This is a genomic window from Agromyces sp. G08B096, from assembly GCF_040267705.1.
In the GTDB taxonomy this organism is placed as follows: Bacteria; Actinomycetota; Actinomycetes; order Actinomycetales; family Microbacteriaceae; genus Agromyces.
Window position 1 is genome coordinate 1558181 of record NZ_CP158374.1, and the last position, 24983, is coordinate 1583163.

General features: G+C 70.6%; 23 protein-coding genes and 4 tRNA genes. 17 read left to right on the forward strand and 10 right to left on the reverse strand.

The window, feature by feature from the left end; translation table 11 throughout:
* Positions 1-59: 59 nt before the first annotated feature.
* The 4 genes from ABIQ69_RS07570 to ABIQ69_RS07585 form a co-directional block, all read right to left on the reverse strand.
* Complete coding sequence (locus ABIQ69_RS07570) at positions 60-2198, reverse strand: 3-hydroxyacyl-CoA dehydrogenase NAD-binding domain-containing protein (RefSeq protein ID WP_350349752.1); 2139 nt, start codon at positions 2196-2198, stop codon at positions 60-62.
* Positions 2199-2203: 5 nt separating this feature from the next.
* Positions 2204-3409 carry a thiolase family protein gene (locus ABIQ69_RS07575; protein WP_350349753.1) on the reverse strand — a complete coding sequence of 402 codons (1206 nt, stop codon included), beginning with the start codon at positions 3407-3409 and terminating at the stop codon, positions 2204-2206.
* A 75-nt stretch (positions 3410-3484) separates the two neighbouring features.
* The gene (locus tag ABIQ69_RS07580; protein WP_350349754.1) at positions 3485-4681 is read right to left on the reverse strand and encodes an HRDC domain-containing protein; all 1197 of its coding nucleotides are present in this window, start codon (positions 4679-4681) and stop codon (positions 3485-3487) included.
* Complete coding sequence (locus tag ABIQ69_RS07585) at positions 4674-5261, reverse strand: DUF3000 domain-containing protein (protein WP_350349755.1); 588 nt, start codon at positions 5259-5261, stop codon at positions 4674-4676. The genes ABIQ69_RS07580 and ABIQ69_RS07585 overlap by 8 nt, the downstream gene beginning before the upstream one ends.
* Positions 5262-5352: 91 nt before the next feature.
* Between ABIQ69_RS07585 and ABIQ69_RS07590 the strand changes: the two genes are divergently transcribed.
* Complete coding sequence (locus tag ABIQ69_RS07590) at positions 5353-6567, forward strand: alpha/beta fold hydrolase (protein WP_350349756.1); 1215 nt, start codon at positions 5353-5355, stop codon at positions 6565-6567.
* Positions 6568-6579: 12 nt separating this feature from the next.
* On the opposite strand, the gene ABIQ69_RS07595 is transcribed toward ABIQ69_RS07590, so the two are convergent.
* The gene (locus tag ABIQ69_RS07595) at positions 6580-7017 is read right to left on the reverse strand and encodes a SufE family protein (protein WP_350349757.1); all 438 of its coding nucleotides are present in this window, start codon (positions 7015-7017) and stop codon (positions 6580-6582) included.
* A gap of 61 nt (positions 7018-7078) precedes the next feature.
* A complete protein-coding gene (locus tag ABIQ69_RS07600; protein ID WP_350349758.1) occupies positions 7079-7978 on the reverse strand; it encodes a sulfurtransferase in 900 nt (299 codons plus the stop codon).
* A 153-nt stretch (positions 7979-8131) separates the two neighbouring features.
* Between ABIQ69_RS07600 and zapE the strand changes: the two genes are divergently transcribed.
* The 3 genes from zapE to ABIQ69_RS07615 all read left to right on the forward strand — a co-directional run bounded on the left by zapE (position 8132) and on the right by ABIQ69_RS07615 (position 11286).
* The gene (zapE, locus tag ABIQ69_RS07605; RefSeq protein WP_350349759.1) at positions 8132-9187 is read left to right on the forward strand and encodes a cell division protein ZapE; all 1056 of its coding nucleotides are present in this window, start codon (positions 8132-8134) and stop codon (positions 9185-9187) included.
* A gap of 218 nt (positions 9188-9405) precedes the next feature.
* Positions 9406-10668: an ammonium transporter gene (locus tag ABIQ69_RS07610; protein WP_350349760.1), complete on the forward strand. Its 1263-nt coding sequence runs from the start codon at positions 9406-9408 to the stop codon at positions 10666-10668.
* A gap of 42 nt (positions 10669-10710) precedes the next feature.
* A complete protein-coding gene (locus ABIQ69_RS07615; protein WP_350349761.1) occupies positions 10711-11286 on the forward strand; it encodes a type II toxin-antitoxin system PemK/MazF family toxin in 576 nt (191 codons plus the stop codon).
* 103 nt (positions 11287-11389) lie between these two features.
* Here the strand turns inward: ABIQ69_RS07615 and ABIQ69_RS07620 are convergent.
* Positions 11390-11462: transfer RNA gene (locus ABIQ69_RS07620), tRNA-Val, on the reverse strand.
* A gap of 250 nt (positions 11463-11712) precedes the next feature.
* Between ABIQ69_RS07620 and ABIQ69_RS07625 the strand changes: the two genes are divergently transcribed.
* The 3 genes from ABIQ69_RS07625 (at position 11713) to ABIQ69_RS07635 (ending at position 12082) form a co-directional block, all read left to right on the forward strand.
* A tRNA-Gly gene (locus tag ABIQ69_RS07625) sits at positions 11713-11785 on the forward strand.
* A gap of 114 nt (positions 11786-11899) precedes the next feature.
* A tRNA-Cys gene (locus ABIQ69_RS07630) sits at positions 11900-11973 on the forward strand.
* A gap of 37 nt (positions 11974-12010) precedes the next feature.
* Positions 12011-12082: transfer RNA gene (locus tag ABIQ69_RS07635), tRNA-Val, on the forward strand.
* A 57-nt stretch (positions 12083-12139) separates the two neighbouring features.
* Here the strand turns inward: ABIQ69_RS07635 and ABIQ69_RS07640 are convergent.
* Together ABIQ69_RS07640 and ABIQ69_RS07645 are read right to left on the reverse strand one after the other, a co-directional pair.
* Positions 12140-14218 (reverse strand): glycosyl hydrolase family 28-related protein, encoded by a 2079-nt coding sequence (locus ABIQ69_RS07640; RefSeq protein WP_350349762.1) that lies wholly within the window; start codon positions 14216-14218, stop codon positions 12140-12142.
* 214 nt (positions 14219-14432) lie between these two features.
* On the reverse strand, positions 14433-15044 hold the full coding sequence (locus ABIQ69_RS07645) for a hypothetical protein (protein ID WP_350349763.1): 612 nt from the start codon (positions 15042-15044) through the stop codon (positions 14433-14435).
* A gap of 157 nt (positions 15045-15201) precedes the next feature.
* Between ABIQ69_RS07645 and thrS the strand changes: the two genes are divergently transcribed.
* Positions 15202-17148, forward strand: a complete 1947-nt coding sequence (gene thrS / locus ABIQ69_RS07650) for a threonine--tRNA ligase (protein ID WP_350349985.1) — start codon at positions 15202-15204, stop codon at positions 17146-17148.
* Positions 17149-17164: 16 nt separating this feature from the next.
* Positions 17165-17731, forward strand: a complete 567-nt coding sequence (locus tag ABIQ69_RS07655; RefSeq protein ID WP_350349764.1) for an HIT domain-containing protein — start codon at positions 17165-17167, stop codon at positions 17729-17731.
* 27 nt (positions 17732-17758) lie between these two features.
* Here the strand turns inward: ABIQ69_RS07655 and ABIQ69_RS07660 are convergent, their stop codons facing one another.
* The gene (locus ABIQ69_RS07660) at positions 17759-19108 is read right to left on the reverse strand and encodes an aminotransferase class I/II-fold pyridoxal phosphate-dependent enzyme (protein ID WP_350349765.1); all 1350 of its coding nucleotides are present in this window, start codon (positions 19106-19108) and stop codon (positions 17759-17761) included.
* An 82-nt stretch (positions 19109-19190) separates the two neighbouring features.
* Between ABIQ69_RS07660 and pdxS the strand changes: the two genes are divergently transcribed.
* The 8 genes from pdxS to yajC all read left to right on the forward strand — a co-directional run bounded on the left by pdxS (position 19191) and on the right by yajC (position 24928).
* Complete coding sequence (gene pdxS / locus ABIQ69_RS07665; RefSeq protein ID WP_350349766.1) at positions 19191-20081, forward strand: pyridoxal 5'-phosphate synthase lyase subunit PdxS; 891 nt, start codon at positions 19191-19193, stop codon at positions 20079-20081.
* Between the two features lie 101 nt (positions 20082-20182).
* Complete coding sequence (gene pdxT / locus ABIQ69_RS07670) at positions 20183-20755, forward strand: pyridoxal 5'-phosphate synthase glutaminase subunit PdxT (protein WP_350349986.1); 573 nt, start codon at positions 20183-20185, stop codon at positions 20753-20755.
* A gap of 10 nt (positions 20756-20765) precedes the next feature.
* Entirely contained in the window at positions 20766-21293 is a 528-nt protein-coding gene (locus tag ABIQ69_RS07675) for a DUF1697 domain-containing protein (RefSeq protein WP_350349767.1), read from the forward strand.
* A gap of 111 nt (positions 21294-21404) precedes the next feature.
* Positions 21405-22160: a YebC/PmpR family DNA-binding transcriptional regulator gene (locus ABIQ69_RS07680; RefSeq protein ID WP_350349768.1), complete on the forward strand. Its 756-nt coding sequence runs from the start codon at positions 21405-21407 to the stop codon at positions 22158-22160.
* A gap of 9 nt (positions 22161-22169) precedes the next feature.
* Positions 22170-22793, forward strand: coding sequence for a crossover junction endodeoxyribonuclease RuvC (gene ruvC / locus ABIQ69_RS07685; protein ID WP_350349769.1), 624 nt, complete (start codon positions 22170-22172; stop codon positions 22791-22793).
* Positions 22790-23410, forward strand: a complete 621-nt coding sequence (gene ruvA, locus ABIQ69_RS07690) for a Holliday junction branch migration protein RuvA (protein WP_350349770.1) — start codon at positions 22790-22792, stop codon at positions 23408-23410. The genes ruvC and ruvA overlap by 4 nt, the downstream gene beginning before the upstream one ends.
* Positions 23407-24471 carry a Holliday junction branch migration DNA helicase RuvB gene (gene ruvB, locus ABIQ69_RS07695; RefSeq protein ID WP_350349771.1) on the forward strand — a complete coding sequence of 355 codons (1065 nt, stop codon included), beginning with the start codon at positions 23407-23409 and terminating at the stop codon, positions 24469-24471. Before ruvA ends, ruvB begins: the two co-directional genes overlap by 4 nt.
* Positions 24472-24544: 73 nt before the next feature.
* The gene (yajC, locus tag ABIQ69_RS07700) at positions 24545-24928 is read left to right on the forward strand and encodes a preprotein translocase subunit YajC (protein ID WP_350349772.1); all 384 of its coding nucleotides are present in this window, start codon (positions 24545-24547) and stop codon (positions 24926-24928) included.
* The last annotated feature ends 55 nt before the right edge of the window (positions 24929-24983 follow it).

Sequence of the window (24983 nt, forward strand, 5' to 3'; positions counted from 1 at the left end):
ACGGTACGCACGAAGGGCCCCGGCGCAAGCCGGGGCCCTTCGTGTGTGCGGGGCGCAGGTTACGCGCCGACGCCCTTGATGGTCGGGTGGTGGAACGTGTCGCCGAAGACCCGCTGCGACGCGCCCACCCGGTCGAGGTAGGGCGTCGCCCCGCCCGCCTGGAAGGGCCAGCCTGCGCCGAGGATGAGGCACAGGTCGATGTCCTCCGCGGCGGCGACGACCTGCTCGTCGAGCATGAGCTTGATCTCCTGCGCGAGCTCGTCCTCGACCCGGCGGAGGATCGTGGCCTCGTCGACCGGCTTCTTGCCGACCGTGATGGCCTTCTTCGCCTCCTTGGTGAGGTCGGTGACCTTGCCGTTCTTGTCCTTCTCGACCACCTGGCCGAGCTTGGACAGGATGTGCATGTTCTCCGACGCGTAGAAGCGCTCGGGGAACTCGCGGACCATGGTGTCCTGCACGTGCGCGGCGACGGCCCAGCCGACGAGGTCGATGAGCTCGAACGGTCCCATCGGCAGTCCGATGGGGGCGAGGGCCTTCTCGACGACGGGGACCGGGGTTCCCTCGTCGACCGCGCGGGCCGCCTCGCCCATGACCTTCGCGAGCAGCCGGTTGACGACGAACCCGGGCGCGTCTGCGGTGAGGACGGCCGACTTCTTCAGCTTCGCCGCGGTCGCGAACGCGGTGGCGAGGGTCTCGTCGTCGGTGGCGGGGGCCTTCACGATCTCGAGCAGCGGCATGACCGCGACCGGGTTGAAGAAGTGGAAGCCCACGACCCGCTCGGGATGGGCGAGCTTCGCCCCGATCTGCTCCACCGACAGCGACGACGTGTTCGTCGCGAGGATCGCCGTATCGGAGACGTACTGCTCGACATCGGCGAAGACCTGCTGCTTGACCGCGAGGTCTTCGAAGACCGCCTCGATGACCCAGTCGCAGTCGGCGAAGTCGGCCTTGTCGGTCGTGCCGGAGACCAGCGCGCGCAGACGGTTGGCCTCGTCGGAGTCGATCCGGCCCTTCTCCTGCAGCTTCCCGATCTCGTCGGTGATGTACGAGAGCCCCTTGTCGACGCGGGCCTGGTCGAGGTCGGTGATGACGACGGGCACCTGCAGTCGACGCACGAACAGCAGCGCGAACTGGCTGGCCATCAGACCGGCGCCGATGATGCCGACCTTCGTGACCTTCCGGGCGAGCGACTTGTCGGGGGCGCCGGCGGGCCGCTTCGCCCGCTTCTGCACGAGGTTGAACGCGTAGATCGACGCCTGGAACTGGTCGCCGGCGATGAGGTCGGCGAGCGTCTCGTCCTCGCGGGCGAACCCTTCGGCCTTCGTGCCCGACTTCGCGGCCTTCAGCAGGTCGAGTGCGGCGTAGGGAGACTTCGCGACCGTGCCGATCTTGGACTCGAGGCTCTTCCGGGCGATGCCGATCGCGACGTCCCATTTGGCGAGGCGCTCCAGCTTGCCCGGCTCGTTCGGCCGCTTGACCTTGATCTTCCCGCCGAGCACCCCGTCGGCCCACTTCAGCGAGTCCTCGAGGAAGTTCACCGGCGAGAACATCGCGTCGGCGATCCCGAGCTCGAGGGCGTCCTTCGCCTTCAGCATGCGGTTGTTCTTCAGCGGGTTCTCGACGATGACCTTCAGCGCGTTCTCGATACCGATGAGGTTCGGCAGGAGGTAGGCGCCGCCCCAGCCGGGGATGATGCCGAGGAACACCTCGGGCAGCCCGAGGCCGGGGGCGGAGGCATCCACGGTGCGGTAGTCGCTGTTCAGTGCGATCTCGACGCCGCCGCCGAGGGCGAGGCCGTTGATGAAGCAGAACGAGGGCACACCCAGTTCGCCCAGCTTGCCGAGCACGAAGTGGCCGAGCTGGCCCATCTTCAGGGCGACCTCGCGGCTCGGGATCTCGCTGACCTTCGACAGGTCGGCGCCCGCGGCGAGGAAGTACGGCTTGCCGGTGATCGCGACGGCCTGGATCTCGCCGGCCTTCGCCCGTGCGGCGAGCTCGTCGAGGCGGTCGTTCAGCTCGAGCAGCGTGACCGGCCCCAGCGTGGAGGGCCGGGTGTGGTCGCGGCCGTTGTCGAGCGTGATGAGCGCGAGCACGTTGCCGGACGGCAGACGGATGTCGCGCACGTACGAGTGCGTGACGACCTCGTCGTCCGACATGGCGGCCAGCTCGGAGAAGTCGATCTTCGAGTAGTCGGTCATGGAGCTCAACGGCCCTTTCCGTAGTGCTTGTGGTGCGGGTTCTCCCAGATGACGCTGCCGCCCTGGCCGAGGCCGACGCACATGGCGGTGAGGCCGTAGCGCACCTCGGGGTGCTGTTCGAACTGGCGGGCGAGCTGGAGCATGAGCCGGACGCCCGATGCGGCGAGCGGGTGGCCGATCGCGATCGCGCCGCCCCAGGGGTTCACGCGGGGGTCGTCGTCGGCGATGCCGAAGTGGTCGAGGAAGCTGATCACCTGCACGGCGAACGCCTCGTTGAGTTCGAACAGGCCGATGTCCTCGATCTTGAGGCCGGCGCGCTTCAGCGCCTTCTCGGTCGAGGGGATCGGCCCGATGCCCATCACCTCGGGCTCGACGCCGGCGAAGCCGAAGGCGACCATGCGCATCTTCGCCGTGAGGCCGAGCTCCTTGACCGCATCGCCGCTCGCGAGGATCGCCGCGGTGGCGCCGTCGGTGAGCGGGGAGGCGTTGCCGGCGGTCACGCGACCGTGCGGGCGGAACGGCGTCTTCAGACTCGCCAGTCCCTCCATGGTCGTCTCGGGGCGACGGCCCTCGTCCTCGGTCGCGAGGCCCCAGCCCTCCGCGGTGCGGATCGCGACGGGCACGAGGTCGGGCTGGATGTGTCCGGCCTCGTACGCGGCCTGCACCTTCTGCTGGCTCAGCATGCCGAACCGGTCGGAGCGCTCCTTCGTCAGGTGCGGGAAGCGGTCGTGGAGGCGCTCGGCCGTGTTGCCCATGTTGAGCGCGTCGGCGGCCACGAGCTTCTCGGTGAGGAAGCGCGGGTTCGGGTCGGCGTCGAGGCCCATCGGGTGACGGCCCATGTGCTCCACGCCGCCGGCGATGACGACGTCGTACTGGCCGAAGCCGATGCCCGAGCCGGTGGTGGTGACCGCCGTCATCGCGCCGGCGCACATGCGGTCGATCGCGAATCCGGGCACCGTCATCGGCAGGCCGGCGAGGATGGCGGCCGTACGGCCCAGGGTCAGGCCCTGGTCGCCCTGCTGCGTCGTCGCGGCGATCGCGACGTCGTCGACGCGGTCTTTCGGCAGGTTCGGGTTGCGCTCGAGCAGTCCCGTGATGGCCTTGACCGCGAGGTCGTCGGCCCGGGTGTTCCAGTACATGCCCTTTTCACCGGCTCGACCGAACGGGGTTCGGACCCCGTCGACGAACACGACATCAGCTCGTTCAGCCACGCTGCAGCTCCCTTTCGATCAGGATGCCTCGATCCTACGAACGGCTCGGAAGGGCGTGGAATCGGTTGACGGAACCTACGAAGCGGCCGCGGAGGCGTCTTCGACGGATTGTGCCGCCTCGACAAAGGCGTCGGCGATAATCTGTGCGGTCGCGTCAAGCTGCCAGGGGCGGGCGCCGAGCGCCGCGAGCGCCTCGCGGATGCCCGCCGCCGAGGCATCCGCCGGCGGCTTCCAGGCCACCCGCCGCAGGTGGTCGGGGGTCAGCAGGTTCTCGACCGGCATCTGCATGCGCTCGGCCTGTTCGCCGACAGCGGTCTTCGCGAGGCGCAGCCGGGCATCGGCATCGGGATGCCGCGCCGCCCACGCCCGCGGCGGGGGAGGAGCGTCGCTCGGCACACGGACCGCGGGCAGGTCCTCCGTCGCGAGACCCTCCTCGATCGCGCTCCACCAGCGGTCGATCTCGGACCGGCTCGCGCGACCCGTGAACTCCCGCAGCTCGGCGAGCCCGCGCTTGCTGCGCGGCAGCGCCTTCGCCGCCGCGATGATCGACGCATCGGGCACGAGTCGTCCGGGGGCCACATCGATCTCGGCGGCCCGAGCGTCGCGCGCGAGCCACAGCGCCCGTGCGACCGCGAGGTTGCGCGCGTGACGGATCGAATGGATGCCCGAGAGCCGGCGCCACGGCTCCGCCGCAGCGGGCTTCGCCTCGCGGTGCAGCACCGCCTCGAACTCCTGAGTCGCGAGCTCGGCCTTGTGCGCCTCCGTGAGCCGTTCGTCGAGCCGGTCGCGGATGTCCACGAGCAGCTCCACGTCGAGGGCGGCGTACGTCAGCCACGACTCCGGGAGCGGCCGGGTCGACCAGTCGGCGGCGGAGTGCTCCTTCGCGAGCTTCACACCGAGCAGCTCCTCGGCGACCGAGGCGAGTCCGACGCGAGGCATCCCGAGCAGTCGCGCCGCGAGCTCCGTGTCGAAGATGCGGGTCGGGTCGAGCCCGACCTCGCGGAGGCACGCCAGGTCTTGGCTCGCGGCGTGCAGCACCCACTCCTCGCGCATGATCGTGTGCTCCAGCGCTGAGAAGTCGGGGATCGTGGGCGGGTCGAAGAGGAACGTGCCCGAGCCCCGCCGGTACATCTGGATGAGGTACGCGCGCTGCGAGTACCGGAAGCCGCTCGCCCGTTCGGCGTCGACCGCGATGGGACCCTCGCCCGCCGCCAGCGCCTCGACGGCGTCGTCGAACGCCTCGGGGGTCTCGATCACCCGGAATTCAGCCACGGTTCCTCCGTCGGGGCAGGGCCGTCACCCCTTCCGATCTGGGCGGGAGCCCGGCGAGCATGCACAACAGCTCACCCCACCCTTCCACATGCGGTGCGATCTGCGCGTCGAGCGGCGTCCACGAGGCACGGAGTTCCAGCTGCGCCCCGTCGCCGCGATGCGCGAGCTCGCCGTATCCCGTCGACAGCACCTTCGTCGCAGTGCCGCTGGCGGCCATGTACTTCGCGCCGCGCGCGTCGAGCGCGTCGACCAGCCACGACCACGCGACGTCGGCGAGGAACGGGTCGAGTCCGATGTCGGTCTCGAGCGGCGCCTGCGCGAAGCAGACGACCCGGAACCGGCCGCCCCAGGCCTCGGGCTCGTCGGGGTCGTAGAGCAGCACGAACCGGCCGGTGCCGAGCGAGGAGTCGTCGGCATGGCGGTCCGGCTCGACGTCGGCGGCCAAGGCGGCGGCGAACGGCGCAAGGGATCCCGGAGCGGGGAACTCCTCGATCCGCAGTTCATCTCTCGGCGCAGCCGACCGCATCGAGGCCAACGCGGCCTCGAACTCGGCTGGCGCTGGCGTGGCTCGGTCGGGCACGTGTGCAGACTAGAGTCTGGACCGGGGCGCCGGGCGGCGGCACGCCGCACCGTCCCTGGAACGATCCGCACCATGCATTGGAGGGGTTCGCATGCCACGTCGACGGGTCTCCGCGGGAGTGGTCGTCGGCCGTCTCGCGGCCGCGATCGGACTGCTCGGCGCCGTGGCGGCCGCCGCTGTGTCGATCGTCGCGGTGGTCTTCGCGCGAAAGGTGGTGACGCCGCCCCGGGTCCGCGACGAGGACGTGCGCATCGTCGGCGTCGACCTCCCGGCCGGCCGCATCGCGCTCGAAGGCGCGGACGTCGACATGCGCGGGCGGTACGGGTTCTGGTTCGACCGCGAATCGGGCCACGCCCGTCTCGGCGATGTCCTCGAGACCTCTGGACGTGTCGTCACGCGGGCGATCGAGGGCGTCGACTTCGGTCGTCTCGACCGCGCCCGTCGCGGCCGGATGGACGGCTGGATGCTGCTCGGCCCGTGGGAGCTCGGTGTGCCGTACCGGAACGTCGTGGTCGAGACCGAGCTCGGACCGGCGCCCGCGTGGCAGGTGCCGGCCGAGGCGTCGACGGGGCGCTGGGTCATCCAGGTGCACGGACGCGGCGCGAAGCGGCAGGAGGGCCTGCGTGCCGTGCCTGCCGCGCGCGACGGGGGCTGGGACACGTTGCTCGTCTCGTACCGCAACGACGGCGAGGCGCCCGAGAGCCTCGACCGCCGGTACGGGCTCGGCGGAACCGAATGGGAGGACGTCGTGGCAGCGGTCCGGTTCGCCCGCGAACACGGTGCGCGCGAGATCGTGCTCATGGGGTGGTCGATGGGCGGCTCGATCGTGTTGCAGGCCGTACTGCGATCGGCCGAGGTGCGCGACGGGCTCGTCGGGGTCATCCTCGAGTCGCCGGCCATCGACTGGGCCGACATCCTCCGCTTCCAGGGCTCGACCTACGGGCTGCCCGACGAACTCAGCGAGCTCGTGACGCGGCTGCTGAGCGCCCCGGTCGCGGTCGGCGTCACCGGGATGGCGGCGCCGATCGATCTCGAGAGCCTCGACGCGGTGGCACGTGCGGACGAGTTCGACGTGCCGATCCTCCTCCTCGCGAGCGAGGACGACGGGTTCGTGCCGATCGACGGCGCCCGCCGCTTCGCGGCCGCCAGGCCCGACCTCGTGGAGTTCGAGGTGTTCCAAGGCGCCAGGCACACGAAGCTCTGGAACCACGACCCTGAACGGTGGAGCCGGCTCATCGGCGCCTGGCTCGAGCGCCGCCGCGTCTCGGCAGCGCCGCTCCCGGAGGAAGCGGAGATCGCCGGCTGACGGCTCGTGCGCTCAGGCGGCGAGGCGCTCGCGCACCTGGCGCTTCACCCTGCCGAGCATGCCGGTCATGCCGCGCACCCGCAACGGAGACACCGCCTCGGCGAGCCCGAGCGTCTGCGGGTAGTCGGCGGGGACGGCGAGCACCTCGTCGACCGTCAGACCGTCGAGGCCCTGGACGAGGATCGACGCGAACCCGCGGGTGGTCGGCGCCTCGGCGGGCGCGGTGGCGTGCAGGTGCACGATGCCGCCGATCACCTCGACGAAGATGAAGACCGGGGACTGGCATTCCTCGACCCGCTCGAACAGGTCGGGATGGTCGCGGAACCGCTCGGGCAGCTCGGGCAGCTCGTTCGAGAAGTCGAGCAGCAGCTGCAGTCGATCGCGGACGCCGAGGGCGAGGAAGTCCTCACGGGTCTCCGCGAGGCGGGCGGGCAGGGGCGTGGCATCCATCGGTTCGATTCTCCCACGGGTGACGCGCTTCCCGGCCCGCCCGACATGGAGCGGGCGGCGCTCAGCGGGCCGGCAGTTCCCCGCGCTCGGTGCCCGAGACGATCGGCACGCGCACGGCGCTGCCCCACTCGGTCCACGAGCCGTCGTAGTTGCGGACCTGCTCGAAGCCGAGCAGGTGCTTCAGCACGAACCAGGTGTGGCTCGAACGCTCGCCGATCCGGCAGTACGCGATGATCTCGTCGCCGTCCTGCAGGCCGACCTCGTCGCGGTAGATCGCATCGAGCTCCTCACGCGACTTGAAGGTGCCGTCGGCCGCGGCCGCGCGGGCCCACGGCACGGACGCGGCGGTCGGGATGTGTCCGGCGCGGAGCGCGCCCTCCTCGGGGTAGGCGGGGGCGGTGGTGCGCTCGCCCGAGTACTCCTCGGGGGAGCGGACGTCGATGAGGGGGTTGCCGAGGTGGGCGAGCACGTCGTCCTTGAAGGCGCGGATCGCGACATCGTCGCGCTCGACGACCGGGTACTCGACCGGCGTCACTTCGGGCGCGTCGGTGGTGAGTGGTCGTCCTTCGGCGATCCACAGGTCGCGACCGCCATCGAGGAGGCGGACGTCTTCGTGGCCGAAGAGCGTGAACACCCAGAGCGCGTACGCCGCCCACCAGTTGTTCTTGTCGCCGTAGATGACCACGGTCGTATCGCGGGCGATGCCCTTCGACCCGAGCAGCGCCGCGAAGCGCTCGGGGTCGACGTAGTCGCGGACCACGGGGTCGTTGAGGTCGGTGTGCCAGTCGATCTTGACCGCGCCGGGGATGTGCCCCGTCTCGTAGAGCAGCACGTCCTCGTCGGACTCGACCACCACGAGGCCCGGTTGCCCCAGCCGTTCGGCGAGCCATTCGGTGCTCACGAGGCGCTCGGGATGCGCGTAGGCCGCGAACTTCTCGGCGGGGTCGAACTCGACGGACATGGGACCTCCTGGGGATCGCCCGGGTGGACGGGGCTGAACGGGGGTGCGGACTAGGCTGTTGAGCTGTCCACCTCGAATCTACGCGGCGCGCCGGTCGAAGTCACCGGCCCGTCACCCGCCGCGTCATCCGGTGCAATACGAAAGCCCCATTCCATGACCTCGGCTGCAGCCTCCGCCTTCATCCGCCTCGTCGACCGCGACCCCCTGATCTCGGGCGCCGAGATCGCCGGCGAGCTCGTGCCGCCGCCGCAGTTCGAGCACGCGAGCTTCGAGTCGTACCGGCCCGACCCCGACTTCCCGTCGCAGCAGGCCGCACTCGACCGGCTCAAGGTCTTCGCCGGAGCCTGGCGCGCCGCGCAGCGGCCGGGCGGGTTCTTCTCGCGCAAGCGGCCGGCCCGGATCGAACTGCCCGGCGTGTACCTCGACGGCGGGTTCGGCGTCGGCAAGACCCACCTGCTCGCGGCCCTCTGGCACGTGGCGCACGGCCCGAAGTACTTCGGCACGTTCATCGAGTACACCGCGCTCGTCGGCGCTCTCGGCTACGCCAAGGCGCTCGACGCGCTCCGCGGGGCGAAGCTCATCTGCATCGACGAGTTCGAGCTCGACGATCCGGGCGACACCATGCTGATGACGCGGTTCCTCGGCGAGCTCATGGCGGGCGGCACGCGCGTCGCGGCCACGAGCAACACGCCGCCGAACGCGCTCGGCGAGGGCCGCTTCGCGGCGGCCGACTTCCTCCGCGAGATCCAGGGCCTCTCCTCGAACTTCGAGACGCTGCGCATCGACGGCCTCGACTTCCGACGCCGCGACACCGACGGCCACGCCGAGGCGCTCGCCGACGACGCGCAGGTCGAGCACACCGCCGCCGCCCTGTCCGAACGGGGCCACCGCGTGTCCCTCGACGATTTCGACGCGCTCATCGCGCACCTCGCGACGGTGCATCCGTCGAAGTACGTCAAGCTCGTCGCAGGCGTCGAGTTCATCGCGCTCCGCGGCGTGCGGGTGCTGCACGACCAGAACGCGGCGCTGCGCCTCGTCGCGTTCATCGACCGCGTCTACGACGCCGAGGTGCCGATCATCGCGAGCGGCGTCCCGCTCGACCGGGTCTTCGACGACGAGATGCTGGGCGGCGGCTACCGCAAGAAGTACCTCCGCGCGATGAGCCGGATGACGGCGCTCACGACCGGCGAGCTGCCTCCCCACGACTGAGCGCGCTCCGCCCGGGCTGACCGTGCACGCACGGCCACGGGGCATCCGCTCGCAGCATCCCCTGGCGGATTCCCGGCTGATCGCGTGCTCGCCGAAACGCGGTGTTTACACGCGGGCCGTCCTCGTAACGACGTCGAAACACCGGCCGACGACGCAGGAAACCTCGACTCGTGAAACTGGGCCTCGCAAGCCCCCTGTTTTCACAAGAGAGGTTCGAGATGGATCAAGGCAACACCGCGTTTCTCCTGATCGCGGCAGCCCTCGTGTTGCTGATGACCCCTGGACTGGCGTTCTTCTACGGCGGTCTCGTCAAGGCCAAGAGCGTCATCAGCATGATGATGCTGAGCTTCGGCGCACTGGGACTCATCGGCGTCCTGTGGGTGCTCTACGGGTACGCGATCGCATTCCCTTCCGCCGACGGCCTCGCCGCCCCGTGGTCCATCGACTGGTCGGCGATCGGCCTGGCGAGCCTCCTCGAGACGCCTGAGGACGCGGCCTACCCGCCGCTCGCGTTCGTCGCGTTCCAGGCGACCTTCGCGATCCTCACGGTCGCGCTCGTGTCCGGTGCCATCGCCGACCGCGCCAAGTTCGGCGCGTGGATGATCTTCGCCGGCATCTGGGCGACCGTCGTCTACTTCCCGGTGGCGAGCTGGGTCTTCAACTTCGGCCTGGCCGAGGACGGTTCCTTCGCGTACGGCGGATGGATCACCTACGGCATGCAGGAGTTCTTCGGCGTCGGGGCGATCGACTTCGCCGGCGGCACCGCGGTGCACATCAACGCGGGTGCGGCTGCCCTCGCCCTCGCCCTCGTGCTCGGCAAGCGCGTCGGCTTCTCGAAGGGCGCGCACGTGCCGCACAACCCGCCGTTCGTGCTCCTCGGCGCCGGGCTGCTGTGGTTCGGCTGGTTCGGCTTCAACGCGGGCTCCGAGCTCGCGGCCGACGGCACCGCGGCGCTGGCGTTCGTGAACACTATCGCGGCCCCCGCGGCGGCCCTCCTCGCGTGGCTCGTCGTCGAGAAGATCAAGGACGGCAAGCCGACCTCGGTCGGTGCCGCCTCCGGCGCTGTGGCGGGTCTCGTCGCGATCACGCCCGCATGCGCCTCGCTGACCCCGGTGTGGGCGATCGTCCTCGGCGTGCTCGCCGGTGCGGTCTGCGCCCTGGCCGTGGACCTGAAGTTCAAGTGGGGCTTCGACGACTCGCTCGACGTGGTGGGCATCCACCTCGTCGGCGGCCTCATCGGCACGCTGTACCTCGGCATCTTCGCGAACGGCACCGGCCTCATCTACTCGGGCGACGCGACCCAGCTGCTCGTGCAGGCGATCGCGGCGCTCGCGGTACTCGCGTACTCGTTCGTGCTCGCCTACGTCATCGGCTTCGCCATCCAGAAGACCATCGGCTTCCGTGTGAAGAACGAGGACGAGATCGCCGGCATCGACACCGTGGTGCACGGCGAGGAGGGCTACAAGCTCGAGACCGTCTGATCCGTCGGATCCGCCGCGAGGGCGGTGGGGTAGTGTGCGGGTGTGCCGAGCACCAGTCGCTTCCTCACCGCCCTTCGGCGTGTCGTCCGCTCGGTCTCGGGCTCAGGTCGGCGGCCCGCTCCCGTCCGCGAGACGGCGGCGACGCGAGGGGGGCGTGCGGAGGTCTCCGCCCGGCGCGTGTCCGCAGGGGAGCTGTCGCCCGGGCAGGCGGGGGAGGCCGCGACGCTCGAACTCGACCCGCACCGCATCGGCCGCGTGCGCTTCGCCTACGCGCCCGAGCACGACGGACAGCCCGACCCCGGCGAGATCGTGTGGACCTGGGTGCCGTACGAGGAGCACGACGGGCGCGGGAAGGACCGGCCCGTGGCGATCGTGGCCGCCGGAGCGCCCGGCGACTTCCTCGCGGTGCAGCTCACGAGCAAGGGTCGCGACGGCGATCGCGACTACCTCGGCCTCGGCGCCGGCGACTGGGATGCTTCGGGCCGGCCGAGTTGGGCGCGGATCGACCGGGTCTTCCGGGTGCGGACCGGCGGGATGCGGCGCGAGGGAGCCTCGCTCGATGCGGAGCGCTTCGCGCGGCTGACGGCGGCGCTGGAGGCGCGGTACGGCTGGCGCTGACGCGGCGGCGCTGACGCGGCGCGCTGACAGGCCGGCGGTCGTGGTCGCGCGAGCCGCCTCCCGGAAACGACGAAGCCCCCGGCGGACCGGGGGCTTCTCTGTGTGGGCGATGCCGGGCTCGAACCGACGACCTCTTCCGTGTGAAGGAAGCGCGCTACCAGCTGCGCCAATCGCCCATCAGGAGTTCGCGACCGAACCGGTCGGCCGCGGGTTCGATACTAGCCGACGCGAGGGGGCGATTGCACATCGGCGCATGGCCCTCCGCCGGAGTGCCCGCCGGGGCCTCGGCGGCGAACGCTCGACACGCCCGGGATGCGCGGCGGGAATGGTCCGGTGACCGGGATGAATCCCGGTGGAGCCGGTGTCAGTTTGCGAGTCGTTCACCCGATCGGTTAGAGTCTCTCTGTCGCCGGAAACGGTGACAACGCGGATGTGGCGCAGTTGGTAGCGCATCACCTTGCCAAGGTGAGGGTCGCGAGTTCGAGTCTCGTCATCCGCTCTGATCGAAGCCGAGCAGCAATGCTCGGCTTTGTTCTGAGGTGGCAACACTGAGGAGAAAACCCAGTACGGTGAAGCCAGTGCTCACGTCGGCCTGAGGCCGGCCGAGGTACACGGTGGATTGGCCGAGAGGCGAGGCAGCGGCCTGCAAAGCCGTATACACGGGTTCGAATCCCGTATCCACCTCCACAACCTGGTCCGCCTGATACGGTTGATCAGTTCATACGGGCGATTGGCGCAGCGGTAGCGCGCTTCCCTGACACGGAAGAGGTCACTGGTTCGATCCCAGTATCGCCCACCGAGACGAAGGCCCCAGCGGATCCCGCGGGGGCCTTCGCCGTATCGAGGCCGGTGATCAGGGCTGGACCCAGGGGGACGGGGCCGGGGGAGCGACCACCGCCGGTCGGTCGTCGCACGTGATCGTGTTCGGAAGCTCCCACGGCGCGAGCCAGGGGCCGGTCGTGCCGCCGCCGTCGTTGCCGCCGAGGTCGGTCACGACGAACTCCGACCCGCTCGCCGGGAAGTTGAACGAGCCGCAGTTGTTGATGCCGACGGCGCCGACGTTGCGGGCATCCACGTTCTCGAAGGACGCACCGCCCGCGATACGCGCACTCACCACCGACGTGCCCGTCCCGTCGACGCGGATGTCGCGGAACGCGACGTCATCGATGCGGACGAGGTCCTTCACTCCCCAGTCCGAGACCAGCATGATCGCGTTGTAGGTGCTGTCGAGATAGTGGTCGCCCGTCACCTCGATACGCGAATCGATCGAGCGGTCGAGGGCGTAGAGCCAGATCGCACCGAGCCCGACCCGCCAGTTCAGCTCGAAGGTGCCCGCCCGCACGACGGTGTTGTCGGTGAAGCGGATGGTGCCGGCGAACGGCTCGGCGCCGAACCGCGAGCCGGCGTGCAACCCGCTGCCCTCGCGGATGGGGTCGGCCACCAGGTTGCCCTCGACGGTCAGGTCGGTGCCGCCGTACACGGCGATGCCGTTCGCGAGGGTCGGCGTCTGCACGGTGTTCCGGACGAACGCGTTGCCCGCGTTGGCGGTGCCCTCCGACCACATCGCGAGGCCGTCGTCGCCGGTGTTGCGGATGAAGCTGTGCGCCACGACCGAGTTCGTCACGCCGGTGTGGAAGTTCACGGCGTCGGCGATCTGGTCGACGATCATCACGTCGCTGATGCGCACCCCGTCCATCGGCCCGTCCAGCCAGATGCCCACCTTCGTGTGCTCGATGTGGAGCCCCTCGAAGGTGGAGTCGGAGAAGGCGCCGCCGATGCCGTTGACCTGGTCGGTGTCGATCCGCTCGCGCACGTCCCCGCGGATCGCGAAGCCCGACAGGTGGACGTCGTGGCTGCCGCCCTCGGCGGCCGGCTTGCCGTAGAAGCCGACGCCGGTGTGCACCGAGCCGTCGGGCGCGGGCTCCGCGAGCGCGACCTCGCGGCCCTGGACGACGGTATACCAGCTGCCTGCGCCCTCGATCGTGACGTCGTCCACGATGATGTGGCGGTCGACCCGGAAGGTGCCGGGCGGCAGGTAGACCGGCCGGTCCTTCCGCTTCGCGACGGCGATGGCGGCTTCGATGGCCGGCGCGGAGTCGCGGACGCCCGTCGGGTCCGCGCCGAACGCGAGCACGTTGGCCGCGCGCGCGAGCCGGGTCGGCGGCGCGACGAGCTCGGTGTCGATGAGGTCGATCGTGGTGAGGTCGGCCGGGGCGTCCGGGGGGACGCTGAGCCGCAGGGTGGCGCCGGCCGGGAACGCCCGGCCGAGGAGCAGCCGCTGCTCGTCGTAGAAGTGCATGGGCCGGAACGGCACGGTGATGCCCGTCGGCTCCGGACCGTCGCGCTCCACGACCCACCAGTCGGGGTGCAGGAGCCCCGCGTTCGGGTCGTTCGTGAACGGGTACTGGTTGTACAGCCACGAATACTCGGATGTCAGCGTCATGGTCTGCCGCTGCCTGCCGTCGACCGCGACGTCGAGCGGCGAGGTGATCCCGCCGCCGGCGGAGGCATCCGGAATGCTGTATCGGACCGTGATCGCGTTCGTGCGCTCGGGCAGCGTGAACTCGATCCACTCGCCCGGTGCGAGCTGCACGGCGCTGCGACCGGATGCCTCGGCCGCGAGCGTGTACGCGTCGCGGCTCGGAGGAAGCACCGATCCGGTCGTGGCGGCCGCGTGCTCGGCCTCCTGCTCCAGGAACGGGACGTCGGCGCCCCGGCCGTCGACGAGGGCGGGGTCGAGCGCCGCGCGGGTCACGACGGGCGCGGGCGCTGACGACGGCGTGGCCGCGGCGGCGGTCGCGCCCACCGAGCCGCCCAGCAGAACGGATGCCGCGGCGCCGGCGACCACGGCGAGCGGCCGTGCAGTCCGCCGTCGGAGGCCGCGGCGGGCGGAGGGGACAGGGGCGTCGGAGGAAGGCGGGATGCGTGTCATCGTCGACTCGTTTCGCGGGAGCGGGACCCGCGAGCGGCGCATCGGCGGGCCGGAACGAGCCGAAGGTACGACGGTGGCCGCTCCGCCCACAAGGCCTGGGAGCGGATTGCCGTGAGAATGTCGAGTTCTTGCAGAAGACGGCGCAAAACCATGGAAGTGACGACGCCAAGCGGAGCTTCCGCTTGCGTTCGCCGACGGAAGCGCTCCGTCGTCGTCACGGCTGGAGCACGGATCCGATCACGATGGGCGGACGGCCGATCGAGGTCGTGAACCACGACCACGACGCGCCGTCCGTCTGCTCGATCGCGGCGAACACCTCCTGCCCGGCCGGGACGTTCCGCAGGATCACCGTGATGGTGCGGCGTCCGCTGAACCGGATCAGCCCCGGCGCGTCCACGGTGCCGCTGCCGGCGAACCCCGACGGGCGGAACGCGCACCGCTGCGGGGCATCCACCGCGAACGTGAACACGTACGTGCCCGCCGCGGTGACGCCGTACGCGGCCGGAGCGAAGTGCACCGACACGGCGGGATTGCGGTCGGGCGATTCGCGCCGATCGAACGCCGCATGAGGCTCGGCCGCATCGGTCTGCACCACGAGCGGACGGACGAGCGTCAAGTTCGTGCGGCCGCGGCCGACCGGGTTCGCGGCGCTGATGACCTCGAACGGCGGGAAGTGGAAGGGAACGTGCAGGAGGTCGTCGAGGCGGAACTTTGCAGCCCAGTCCTCGGCGCTGAGATCGGGCTCGAAGCCCGGGTGGGCGAGTCGTGCCGGCGCGGCCCCGAGAAGGGCGTCGTCGACACGGGCGGTGGCATCCATGTCAGACATGCCGACACGGTAGGAGCCCGGCCGGGGCGAGGCATCCGGGCCGTCCCTGACCGCACCGCCCGGCGCACTACAGTTGTAGGGATCTGTTCGACGAGAAGGAAGTGGATCCAAGGTGGCCGACGGCTTCGAGCTCTTCACCGACCGATCCGTTGTCGCGATGCGCGTCAACGGCGAGCTCAAGGACCTCGCCACGACGGTGACGGACTCCGACGTCGTCGAACCCGTGACGATCGATTCGCCCGACGGGCTGAACATCCTGCGGCACTCCACGGCGCACGTGCTCGCGCAGGCGGTGCAGGCCGTGAACCCCGAGGCGAAGCTCGGCATCGGCCCACCCGTGACCGACGGCTTCTACTACGACTTCGACGTCGCCGACGCGTTCAGCACCGACGACCTCAAGGCGCTCGACAAGGAGATGGCCAGGATCGTGCGCGCCGGGCAGCGCTTCGTCCGCCGGGTCGTGACCGATGACGAGGCCCGGGCCGAGCTCGCTGACGAGCCGTACAAGCTCGAGCTCATCGGACTCAAGGGCTCCGCCGGCCACGGCGCTGGCAGCGGCGACGACCACGAGTCGGTCGAGGTGGGCGCCGGCGAGCTGACCATCTACGACAACGTCGACCCGAAGACCGGCGAAACCGTCTGGAAGGACCTCTGCCGGGGGCCGCACCTGCCGAACACCCGGATGATCGGCAACGGCTGGGCGCTCATGCGCGTCGCCGGAGCGTACTGGCGGGGCAGCGAGAAGAACCCGCAGCTGCAGCGCATCTACGGCACCGCGTGGCCCACCAAGGACGAGCTGCGCGCGTACCAGCACCGCCTCGAAGAGGCCGCCAAGCGCGACCACCGCAAGCTCGGCAAGGAACTCGACCTGTTCAGCTTCCCCGACGAGATCGGGTCGGGCCTCTCGGTGTGGCATCCCAAGGGCGGCATCGTCCGCGGCGAGATGGAGCAGCACGCCCGCCGCCGGCACATCGAGGGCGGGTACACCTACGTGTACACCCCGCACATCTCGAAGGAAGACCTCTTCCTCACCTCCAACCACCTCGTCACGTACAAGGAGGGCATGTTCCCGCCCATCGTGATGGACGAGGAGCGCGACGCCGAGGGCAACATCACCAAGCAGGGCCAGGACTACTACCTGAAGCCCATGAACTGCCCCATGCACATCCTCATCTACAAGGAGCGCGCCCGCAGTTATCGCGATCTGCCGATGCGGCTCGCCGAGAACGGCACGGTGTACCGCAACGAGCTGTCCGGCGCGCTGCACGGGCTCACGCGCGTGCGCGGCTTCACGCAGGACGACTCGCACCTCTTCGTCACGCCCGAGCAGCTGGAGGAGGAGGCCACCCGCGTCCTCGAGTTCGTCATCTCCATGCTCCGCGACTTCGGCCTCGAGGACTTCGAGCTCGAGCTCTCGATGCGCGACGACGAGAAGTCGAAGTGGATCGGCTCGGACGAGTTCTGGGAGTACTCGACGAACGCCCTGCGCAACGTGGCGCTCGCGAGCGGACTGAAGCTCACCGAGGTGCCGGGCGAGGCCGCGTTCTACGGGCCGAAGATCGACCTGAAGACCCGCGACGCCATCGGCCGCACCTGGCAGCTGTCGACCGTGCAGGTCGACCCGAACCTGCCCGAGCGGTTCGAGCTGGAGTACACCGGGTCCGACGGTGAGAAGCACCGGCCGATCATGATCCACCGGGCGCTGTTCGGCTCCATCGAGCGGTTCTTCGCGATCCTGCTCGAGCACTACGCCGGCGTGTTCCCCGTGTGGCTCGCACCCGTGCAGGTGGTCGGTATCCCGGTCGCCGACGAGTACGCACCGTACCTCGGCGCGATCCTCGAGCAGCTGAAGGGGGCCGGCGTCCGCGCCGAGCTCGACACGAGCGACGACCGTATGCAGAAGAAGATCCGCACCCACACCACGCAGAAGGTGCCCTACCAGCTCATCGCGGGGGAGAACGATCGATCGGCCGAGACGGTGAGCTTCCGGTTCCGCGACGGCAGCCAGGAGAACGGCGTGCCCGTCGCCCGGGCGATCGAACTCATCCGGGCGTCCATCGCCGACCACCGACAGGTGCTGACCCGCGACGATCTGTTCGCGTGACCGGGGGAGTCGGCGCATGAGCGGCAACTACCGACCCGACGAATTCGACGGCGTGCCCACCACGGATTCGAGCGGGTTCGCCGCTGTGCCCGACGCGTTCCAGCGCCTCTGGACGCCGCACCGGCTGGTCTACATCAACCAGGGCGAGCAGCCCGACGAGCACACGTGCCCGTTCTGCCATGCCCCCGAGCTCGACGACGAGCAGTCGCTGATCGTCGCGCGCGGGGTGCATGCGTACGTGCTGCTGAACCTGTATCCGTACAACAGCGGGCACCTGCTCGTGTGCCCGTACCGCCACATCGCGACCTACGACCAGGCGAGCGCCGAGGAGGTCGCCGAGATCGGCGAGCTCACCCAGACGGCCATGCGCGTGGTGAAGCAGGTCTCGCGCTGCGACGGCTTCAACATCGGCATGAACCAGGGGCGGATCGCCGGTGCCGGCATCGCCGAGCACCTGCACCAGCACATCGTGCCGCGCTGGGCGCTCGATGCGAACTTCTTCCCGATCATCGCGGGCACGAAGGCGCTGCCTCGGCTCCTCGGAGAGGTGCGCGCCGAGATCGCCGGCGCCTGGCCGGCCTGATCCGGGCCGCGCCGATCCGCGACCGGATCAGTCGCGGACGGCGCGGACCGACGCCCCGAGGTCGGCCGCGAGTCGCGCGAGCTCGACGTCGTCGAGGTCGTGCACGGTGAGCCGGAGGCGTTCGGATGCCGCGGCGTCGCCCACGGCGAATTCGTCGCCCGGGCGGGCGAGCCAGCCGCGGCGCATCAGCTGCTCGGTCACGGCGCGAGCGGGAACTCCGAGGGGCACCCAGACGTTCAGCCCGTCGCCCGGGTCGGTCGGCAGACCCTCGGCCGCGAGCAGCTCGGCGAATTCGGTGTTGCGCGCGGCGTAGTACTCACCCGCCGCGCGGATGCCGGCCGCGACCTCAGGGTCGGTCGCGAGGGCATGCACGAGCCGCTGCAGCAGATGGCTCACCCACGTCGTGCCGGGCGTCAGCCGCATGGCGAGCCGGTCGGCGGTCTCGGGGTCCGAGGCGGTGACGGCGAGGCACATGTCGGGTCCGAGGAACTTCGACACCGAGCGCACGAGGGCCCACCGCCGGTGGTGCGGGTCGATGAGCGAGTGGTACGGCTTGCGGGACAGCAGGGAGTAGTGGTCGTCTTCGATGACGAGCACGTACGGATGGTCGCGGAGGACTGCCCGCAACTCGGCCGCACGACGCTCCGAGAGGCTGGCGCCCGTGGGGTTCTGCGCCCGCGGGGTGCAGATGACGGCCCGCACGCCCTGCTCGAGGGCCGCGCGGAGGCCGTCGACGGTCATCCCCTTGTCGTCGACCGGCACGGCGACCGGCCGGTACCCCGCCACGCGGACGGTGTGGATGCTGGTGAGGAAGCAGGGGTCTTCGAGCGCGACGGCGTCGTCGCGGGTCAGCGCCTGCGCGAGCAGGCGTTCGACGGCGTCGGCCGCGCCGCTCGTCACGGTGAGTCGCATCGGCGTGCCGTCGGGCAGGTCGCGGCGCATCCATGCGTCGGCCCAGCGCTCGAGGTCGGGATCGATCACGGGTTCGCCGTAGAGCACCGGGCGACCGGCGATGCGCGCGAGCGCGGCGGACGGGTCGGGGATGCGGGAGGCATCCGGATTGCCCGTGCCGATGTCGCGCAGCGCGGTGTCGGCGGCGAAGCCCTCCTGGGCGACGGAAGCGGTGCCCGCGACGCGGGTGCCGCCGCGGCCGAGCGTGACGACGACGCCCGCGTTCGTGAGCTGGCGGTACGCGGCGACCGCGGTGTTGCGGTTGACGCCGAGCTGCTCGGCGAGCGTCCGCACTGGAGGGAGCGCGTCGCCGGGCCTGAGGGTGCCGCGCTCGATCAGCGCGCGGAGGCTGCCGGCGATCTCCGCCGCCGAGCGTCCCTCGATGTCGACGATCACGTCGTGGTCCTTCCTGTCGCGTTCGACCATGCTATCTTTTGGCCTAGGACAATCGCCCCGTTGTTCTGTTCCGTTGCGTGACGCGTTCGTCCGCCCGTCGAGAGGATTCCCAGTGACCGTACCCGAGACGGGCTCCAGCCGCGTGAAGCGCGGCCTCGCCGAGATGCTGAAGGGCGGCGTCATCATGGACGTCGTCACCCCCGAGCAGGCCCGCATCGCCGAGGACGCCGGCGCCGTGGCCGTCATGGCGCTCGAGCGCGTGCCGGCCGACATCCGCGCCCAGGGCGGCGTGGCCCGCATGAGCGATCCCGACCTGATCGAGGCCATCATCGCCGAGGTCTCGATCCCGGTCATGGCGAAGGCCCGGATCGGACACTTCGTCGAGGCGCAGGTGCTGCAGGCCCTCGACGTCGACTACATCGACGAGTCCGAGGTGCTCTCGCCGGCCGACTACGTCAACCACATCGACAAGTGGGCGTTCAACACGCCGTTCGTCTGCGGCGCCACGAACCTCGGCGAGGCGCTCCGCCGCATCAACGAAGGCGCCGCGATGATCCGCTCCAAGGGCGAGGCCGGCACCGGAGACGTCTCTGAGGCGACCAAGCACATCCGCAAGATCACTGCGGAGATCAACCAGCTCCGCTCGATGACCAAGGACGAGCTCTACGTCGCCGCGAAGGAGCTGCAGGCGCCGTACGAACTCGTCGCCGAGGTCGCCGAGACCGGGAAGCTGCCGGTCGTGCTGTTCACCGCCGGCGGGGTCGCCACCCCGGCCGACGCCGCGATGATGATGCAGCTGGGAGCCGACGGCGTGTTCGTCGGCTCCGGCATCTTCAAGTCGGGCAACCCCGAGGCGCGGGCCGCCGCGGTCGTCAAGGCGACCGCCTTCTACGACGACCCATCGGTGATCGCCGAGGTCTCCCGCGGACTCGGCGAGGCGATGGTCGGCATCAACGTGGGCGATCTGCCGGCGCCGCACCGGCTCGCCGAGCGCGGCTGGTGAGCTCGAGCCTCAGGAGCCGATCGCTCGGGGAAGCCGCATCCGCCGCGGCATCCTCCACAGCGACCGGCGCCGCAGCGGCCGGCTCCCGACCCCGCGTCGGCGTGCTCGCGCTGCAGGGCGACTTCCGCGAGCACGCGAGGGTGCTGGGCTCGCTCGGGGCGGAGGTCTCGCTCGTCCGTCGGCCCGCCGAGCTCGACGCGGTGGACGGGCTCGTCATCCCCGGCGGCGAGTCGACCGTGATGGACAAGCTGTCACGGACCTTCGGACTGCAAGAGCCGCTGCGCGCGGCCATCGCCCGCGGACTGCCCGTCTACGGCACATGTGCGGGACTCATCATGCTCGCCGACACCGTGCTCGACGCGATCGACGGCCAGCAGAGCCTCGGCGGGCTCGATGTCGCCGTCCGGCGGAACGCGTTCGGCTCGCAGAACCAGTCGTTCGAGACGGACCTCGACGTCCCCGCCCTCGGGAGCACGCCCGTCCATGCGGCGTTCATCCGCGGACCCGTTGTGGAATCCGTGGGCCCCAAGGCGCGGGCGCTCGCGACCCTCGACGACGGCCGCGTGGTCGCGGTCGAGCAGGGCAGCCTGCTCGGCACGAGCTTCCACCCCGAGATCACGGGCGAGCACCGCTTCCACGAGTACTTCCTGGCGAAGGTCCGCGGCGCGGAGTAGCCTCGCGGGCATGACGCTGTGGGTGGCGCTGCTCCGCGGGGTGAACGTGGGCGGAGTCGCGATCACGTCGGCCGAGTTGCGCGAGCTCGCCTCCGACCTCGGGTTCGAGGACGTGCGCACCGTGCTCGCAAGCGGCAACGTGGTCTTCAGTGCCGGTCGGTCGAGCAGCTCCGCGCTCCGACGGAAGATCGAAGGCGCACTCGAGGAGCGGTTCGGGTACGACGCGCATGTCGTCCTCGTCGAGCTCGCCCGGCTCCGCCGGATCGTCGACGACTTCCCGTTCGACGACGCCGACCGCGATCGACAACCGTACGTGGTCTTCGCCACCGAGGCATCCGTGCTCGGCGACGTGCTCGACGCGGCCGGCCCGCTCGACGAAGACGTGGACCCGATCGAGCGGGGAGACGGCGTCCTGTACTGGAATCCCGTGAAGGGAACGACGCTCAAGACGCCCTTCGCGAAGGTCACCGCGAAGCCGCCGTTCGCGCCCGAGCTCACGACCAGGAACCTCCGGACGCTCCGGAAGGTGCTCGCCTGACGGTCGGAGCACCGCGGCCGAACCGCGCGGCCGACGCGGGGGTCGAGTCCGCGCTGGCTTAGAATGTGCTGTCGGCGGGCGAACCCGCCGCGAAGCGGATACAGGAGACTCATGTCCGGGCATTCCAAGTGGGCGACGACCAAGCACAAGAAGGCCGTCATCGACGCGCGTCGTGCGAAGTCGTTCGCGAAGCTCATCAAGAACATCGAGGTCGCGGCCAAGCTCGGCGGCGCCGACCTCAACGGCAACCCCACCCTGTACGACGCGGTGCAGAAGGCCAAGAAGACCTCGGTGCCGAACGACAACATCGATCGTGCGATCAAGCGCGGCGCCGGCATCGGCGGCGAGGCGGTCGAGTACACGTCGATCATGTACGAGGCGTACGGGCCCGCCGGCGTCGCGCTCATGATCGAGTGCCTCACCGACAACAAGAACCGCGCCGCCGCCGAGGTCCGCACGGCGCTGTCCCGCAACGGCGGCACTCTCGCCGACCCCGGCAGCGTCGCCTACAACTTCAGCCGCAAGGGCGTCATCGTCGTCTCCGGCGAGGGCACCACGGAGGACGACGTGATGCTCGCCGCGCTCGAGGCGGGCGCCGAGGAGGTCGAGGCGCACCCGCAGGGCTTCGAGGTCGTCACCGAGGCATCCGACCTCGTCACCGTGCGCAGCGCACTCCAGGAGGCCGGGCTCGACTACGAGTCGGCCGACGTGGAGTTCGTGCCCAACCTCAAGGTCGAGATCGACGCCGAGACCGCCAAGAAGGTGTTCCGCATCATCGACGCGCTCGAGGACAGCGACGACGTGCAGAACGTCTACAGCAACTTCGACCTGTCGCCAGAGGTGCAGGCCGAGCTCGAGGCGGAGTAGCCGATCGCCATGCGGGTGCTCGGCGTCGACCCCGGGCTCACCCGCTGCGGCGTGGGCGTGGTCGACGTCGAGCCGAACCGCCGAGCGAGACTCGTCGACGTGGTCGTGCTGCGTTCGCCGACCGATCTGCCGATCGAGCGGCGCCTCGCGCGGATCGCCGACGGGCTCGAGGCGATCGTCGAGGAGCATCGTCCGCAGGCGGTGGCCCTCGAACGCGTCTTCGCGCGTTCCGACGTGTCCACCATCATGGGCACCGCGCAGATCTCCGGGGTCGCGATGCTCATCGCCGCACGGCGGGCGCTGCCCGTCGCCCTGCACACCCCCTCCGAGGTGAAAGCGGCCATCACCGGCTACGGCCGCGCCGACAAGAAGCAGGTCGGCGCGATGGTCGCTCGCATCCTCGGCCTCGATGCGGTGCCGAAGCCCGCCGACGCCGCCGACGCGCTGGCCCTCGCGATCTGCCACGCGTGGCGCACGGGCGGAGTCGCCGGTGAGGCGGTGCGCGAGGCGGGCGCGGCCGGGCGCACGCGCGTCGATGCGGATGCCGCCGGGCTCACGCCCGCTCAGCGCGCGTGGCTCGCCGCGGAGCGCTCCGCAGCCGTGTCGGGAGCCGCCCGTAGGGTGAAGGAGTGATCTCCTCCCTTCGCGGCCGTGTCCTCGTCGCCGCCGGCAGTTCGGTCGTGATCGACGTCGGCGGAGTCGGGTTCCACGTGAACACCACCCCCGCGCTCGTCCTCGCCACCCGCGAGGGGCATGAGCTCGCCGTGCACACCTCGTTGATCGTCCGCGACGACGCGCTCACCCTCTTCGGGTTCGCCACGCGCGACGAGCTCGACGTGTTCGAGCTGCTGATCGGCGTCACCGGCGTCGGCCCGAAGTCGGCGCTCGGCGTGCTGTCCGCGCTGTCGCCCGACCAGGTCGCCGAGGCCGTGCACCGCGAAGACGACGCGGTGTTCCGCAAGGTCAGCGGCATCGGGCCGAAGACGGCCAAGCTCATCACCGTCTCCCTCGCGGGCAAGCTGCAGGCGGCCGCCGAGCGTCCCGCGAGTGCGCCCGTCGCGACGGGCGGCGTCGCCGAGAGCGTGCTGGCGGCCCTCACCGGGCTCGGCTGGTCCGAGCGCGTCGCCGCCGAGGCGGTCGACGAGACGCTCGAGACCGCGTCCGAGACGGATGCTTCGTCGGTGCCCGCGCTCCTCCGGCTCACGCTGGCCCGGCTCGGCCCGGCACAGCAGGCGGGCAGGGCTCGATGAGCGACGAGCGAGACCTCGACATCGACCTCACCGACCCGGTGCTGGCCTCGGAGGCGGAGCTCGCCTTCGAGGGCGCGCTCCGGCCGAAGAGCCTCGGCGAGTTCGTCGGCCAGACCCGCGTCCGCGGTCAGCTCCAGCTGCTGCTCACCGCGGCCGCACTGCAGCAGCGTACGCCCGACCACATCCTGCTCGCCGGCCCTCCGGGCCTCGGCAAGACGACCCTCGCCATGATCGTCGCCCACGAGGGCGGGCGCCCGCTGCGGATGTCGAGCGGGCCGGCGATCCAGCATGCCGGCGATCTCGCGGCGATTCTCAGCTCCCTCGTTCCGGGGGAGGTGCTCTTCATCGACGAGATCCATCGCATGGCCCGCTCCGCGGAGGAGATGCTCTACCTCGCGATGGAGGACTTCCGCATCGACATCATGGTCGGCAAGGGTGCCGGCGCCACCTCGGTGCCGCTCGATCTCGCGCCGTTCACGCTCGTCGGCGCCACGACGCGCGCGGGCCTGCTGCCGAATCCGCTGCGCGACCGGTTCGGCTTCACGGCCCACCTGGAGTTCTATGACGAGGCCGAGCTCGAGCAGGTGCTGCACCGGGCGGCGGGCATGCTCGGCCTGACGATCGACCGCGAGGGCATCGCCGAGATCGCCGGCCGCTGCCGCGGCACGCCGCGCATCGCCAACCGGCTGCTGCGGCGCGTCCGCGACTACGCGCTCGTGCATCCCGCCGGCGCGAGCGGGGGAGCGGATGTCGCGGCCGTGCGCGCCGCGCTCGAGCTCTACGACGTTGACGCGCTCGGCCTCGACCGCCTCGATCGCGCCGTCATGCTCACGATCCTCACCCGGTTCGGCGGGGGACCGGTCGGCCTGAACACGCTGGCCGTGTCGGTCGGCGAGGAGGCCGAGACGATCGAGGCGGTCGTCGAGCCGTTCCTGGTGCGGATCGGACTGCTCACGCGGACGCCCCGGGGCCGTGTGGCGACGCCTGCTGCATGGCGGCATTTCGGCCTCGCAGAGCGCGCGTCGGATGCCGCATCGACGCTTCCGATCGATGACCTATAATCCAATGAGGCTCACGCCGCCCTGCACATGACTTCGTGCGCAGCGACGCACCTCGGAAGGTTCACTCGTCCCCATGGCTTTCGATCCGTTCACCATCATCATGCTCGCCGTCCTGGCGGTCCTGATCTTCTTCATGTTCCGCAACTCCAGGAAGCGTCAGGCCGAGGCGCGCGAGCTGCAGGCGAAGGTGGTGCCGGGCGCGAAGGTGATGACGAACTTCGGTCTCTTCGGCACGATCCTCTCGATCGACGAGGAAGACAACCAGGTCCAGCTCGAGGTCGGCCCCGGCACGGTGCTGACGGTGCACCGCCAGACGATCGCGCGCGTGGTCGACGCGGCCGAGCCCGCCGCCGACGAGGCGGCCGCGGCCCCCGTCGCGGGCGAGCCCGAGTTCGGCGAGCGTCTCGACACGCCCCCGGCCGACGAGACCCCCGACACCAAGAAGTCGGACGACTAAGCCCCCACCCCGTCGCTTCGCCCGCGCGATGACGCGCGGGCGCCTCCAGAGAAGG

What these genes read in the sequence shown, in the direction of transcription:
- ABIQ69_RS07570 (WP_350349752.1), bottom strand. Translation starts at nt 2,198, where the DNA reads ATGACCGACTACTCGAAGATCGACTTCTCCGAGCTGGCCGCCATGTCG.
- ABIQ69_RS07590 (WP_350349756.1), top strand. Translation starts at nt 5,353, where the DNA reads ATGCCACGTCGACGGGTCTCCGCGGGAGTGGTCGTCGGCCGTCTCGCG.
- ABIQ69_RS07595 (WP_350349757.1), bottom strand. Translation starts at nt 7,017, where the DNA reads ATGGATGCCACGCCCCTGCCCGCCCGCCTCGCGGAGACCCGTGAGGAC.
- ABIQ69_RS07600 (WP_350349758.1), bottom strand. Translation starts at nt 7,978, where the DNA reads ATGTCCGTCGAGTTCGACCCCGCCGAGAAGTTCGCGGCCTACGCGCAT.
- zapE (WP_350349759.1), top strand. Translation starts at nt 8,132, where the DNA reads ATGACCTCGGCTGCAGCCTCCGCCTTCATCCGCCTCGTCGACCGCGAC.
- ABIQ69_RS07610 (WP_350349760.1), top strand. Translation starts at nt 9,406, where the DNA reads ATGGATCAAGGCAACACCGCGTTTCTCCTGATCGCGGCAGCCCTCGTG.
- ABIQ69_RS07640 (WP_350349762.1), bottom strand. Translation starts at nt 14,218, where the DNA reads ATGACACGCATCCCGCCTTCCTCCGACGCCCCTGTCCCCTCCGCCCGC.
- ABIQ69_RS07645 (WP_350349763.1), bottom strand. Translation starts at nt 15,044, where the DNA reads ATGTCTGACATGGATGCCACCGCCCGTGTCGACGACGCCCTTCTCGGG.
- thrS (WP_350349985.1), top strand. Translation starts at nt 15,202, where the DNA reads ATGCGCGTCAACGGCGAGCTCAAGGACCTCGCCACGACGGTGACGGAC.
- ABIQ69_RS07655 (WP_350349764.1), top strand. Translation starts at nt 17,165, where the DNA reads ATGAGCGGCAACTACCGACCCGACGAATTCGACGGCGTGCCCACCACG.
- ABIQ69_RS07660 (WP_350349765.1), bottom strand. Translation starts at nt 19,108, where the DNA reads ATGGTCGAACGCGACAGGAAGGACCACGACGTGATCGTCGACATCGAG.
- ABIQ69_RS07675 (WP_350349767.1), top strand. Translation starts at nt 20,766, where the DNA reads ATGACGCTGTGGGTGGCGCTGCTCCGCGGGGTGAACGTGGGCGGAGTC.
- ABIQ69_RS07680 (WP_350349768.1), top strand. Translation starts at nt 21,405, where the DNA reads ATGTCCGGGCATTCCAAGTGGGCGACGACCAAGCACAAGAAGGCCGTC.
- ruvC (WP_350349769.1), top strand. Translation starts at nt 22,170, where the DNA reads ATGCGGGTGCTCGGCGTCGACCCCGGGCTCACCCGCTGCGGCGTGGGC.
- ruvB (WP_350349771.1), top strand. Translation starts at nt 23,407, where the DNA reads ATGAGCGACGAGCGAGACCTCGACATCGACCTCACCGACCCGGTGCTG.
- yajC (WP_350349772.1), top strand. Translation starts at nt 24,545, where the DNA reads ATGGCTTTCGATCCGTTCACCATCATCATGCTCGCCGTCCTGGCGGTC.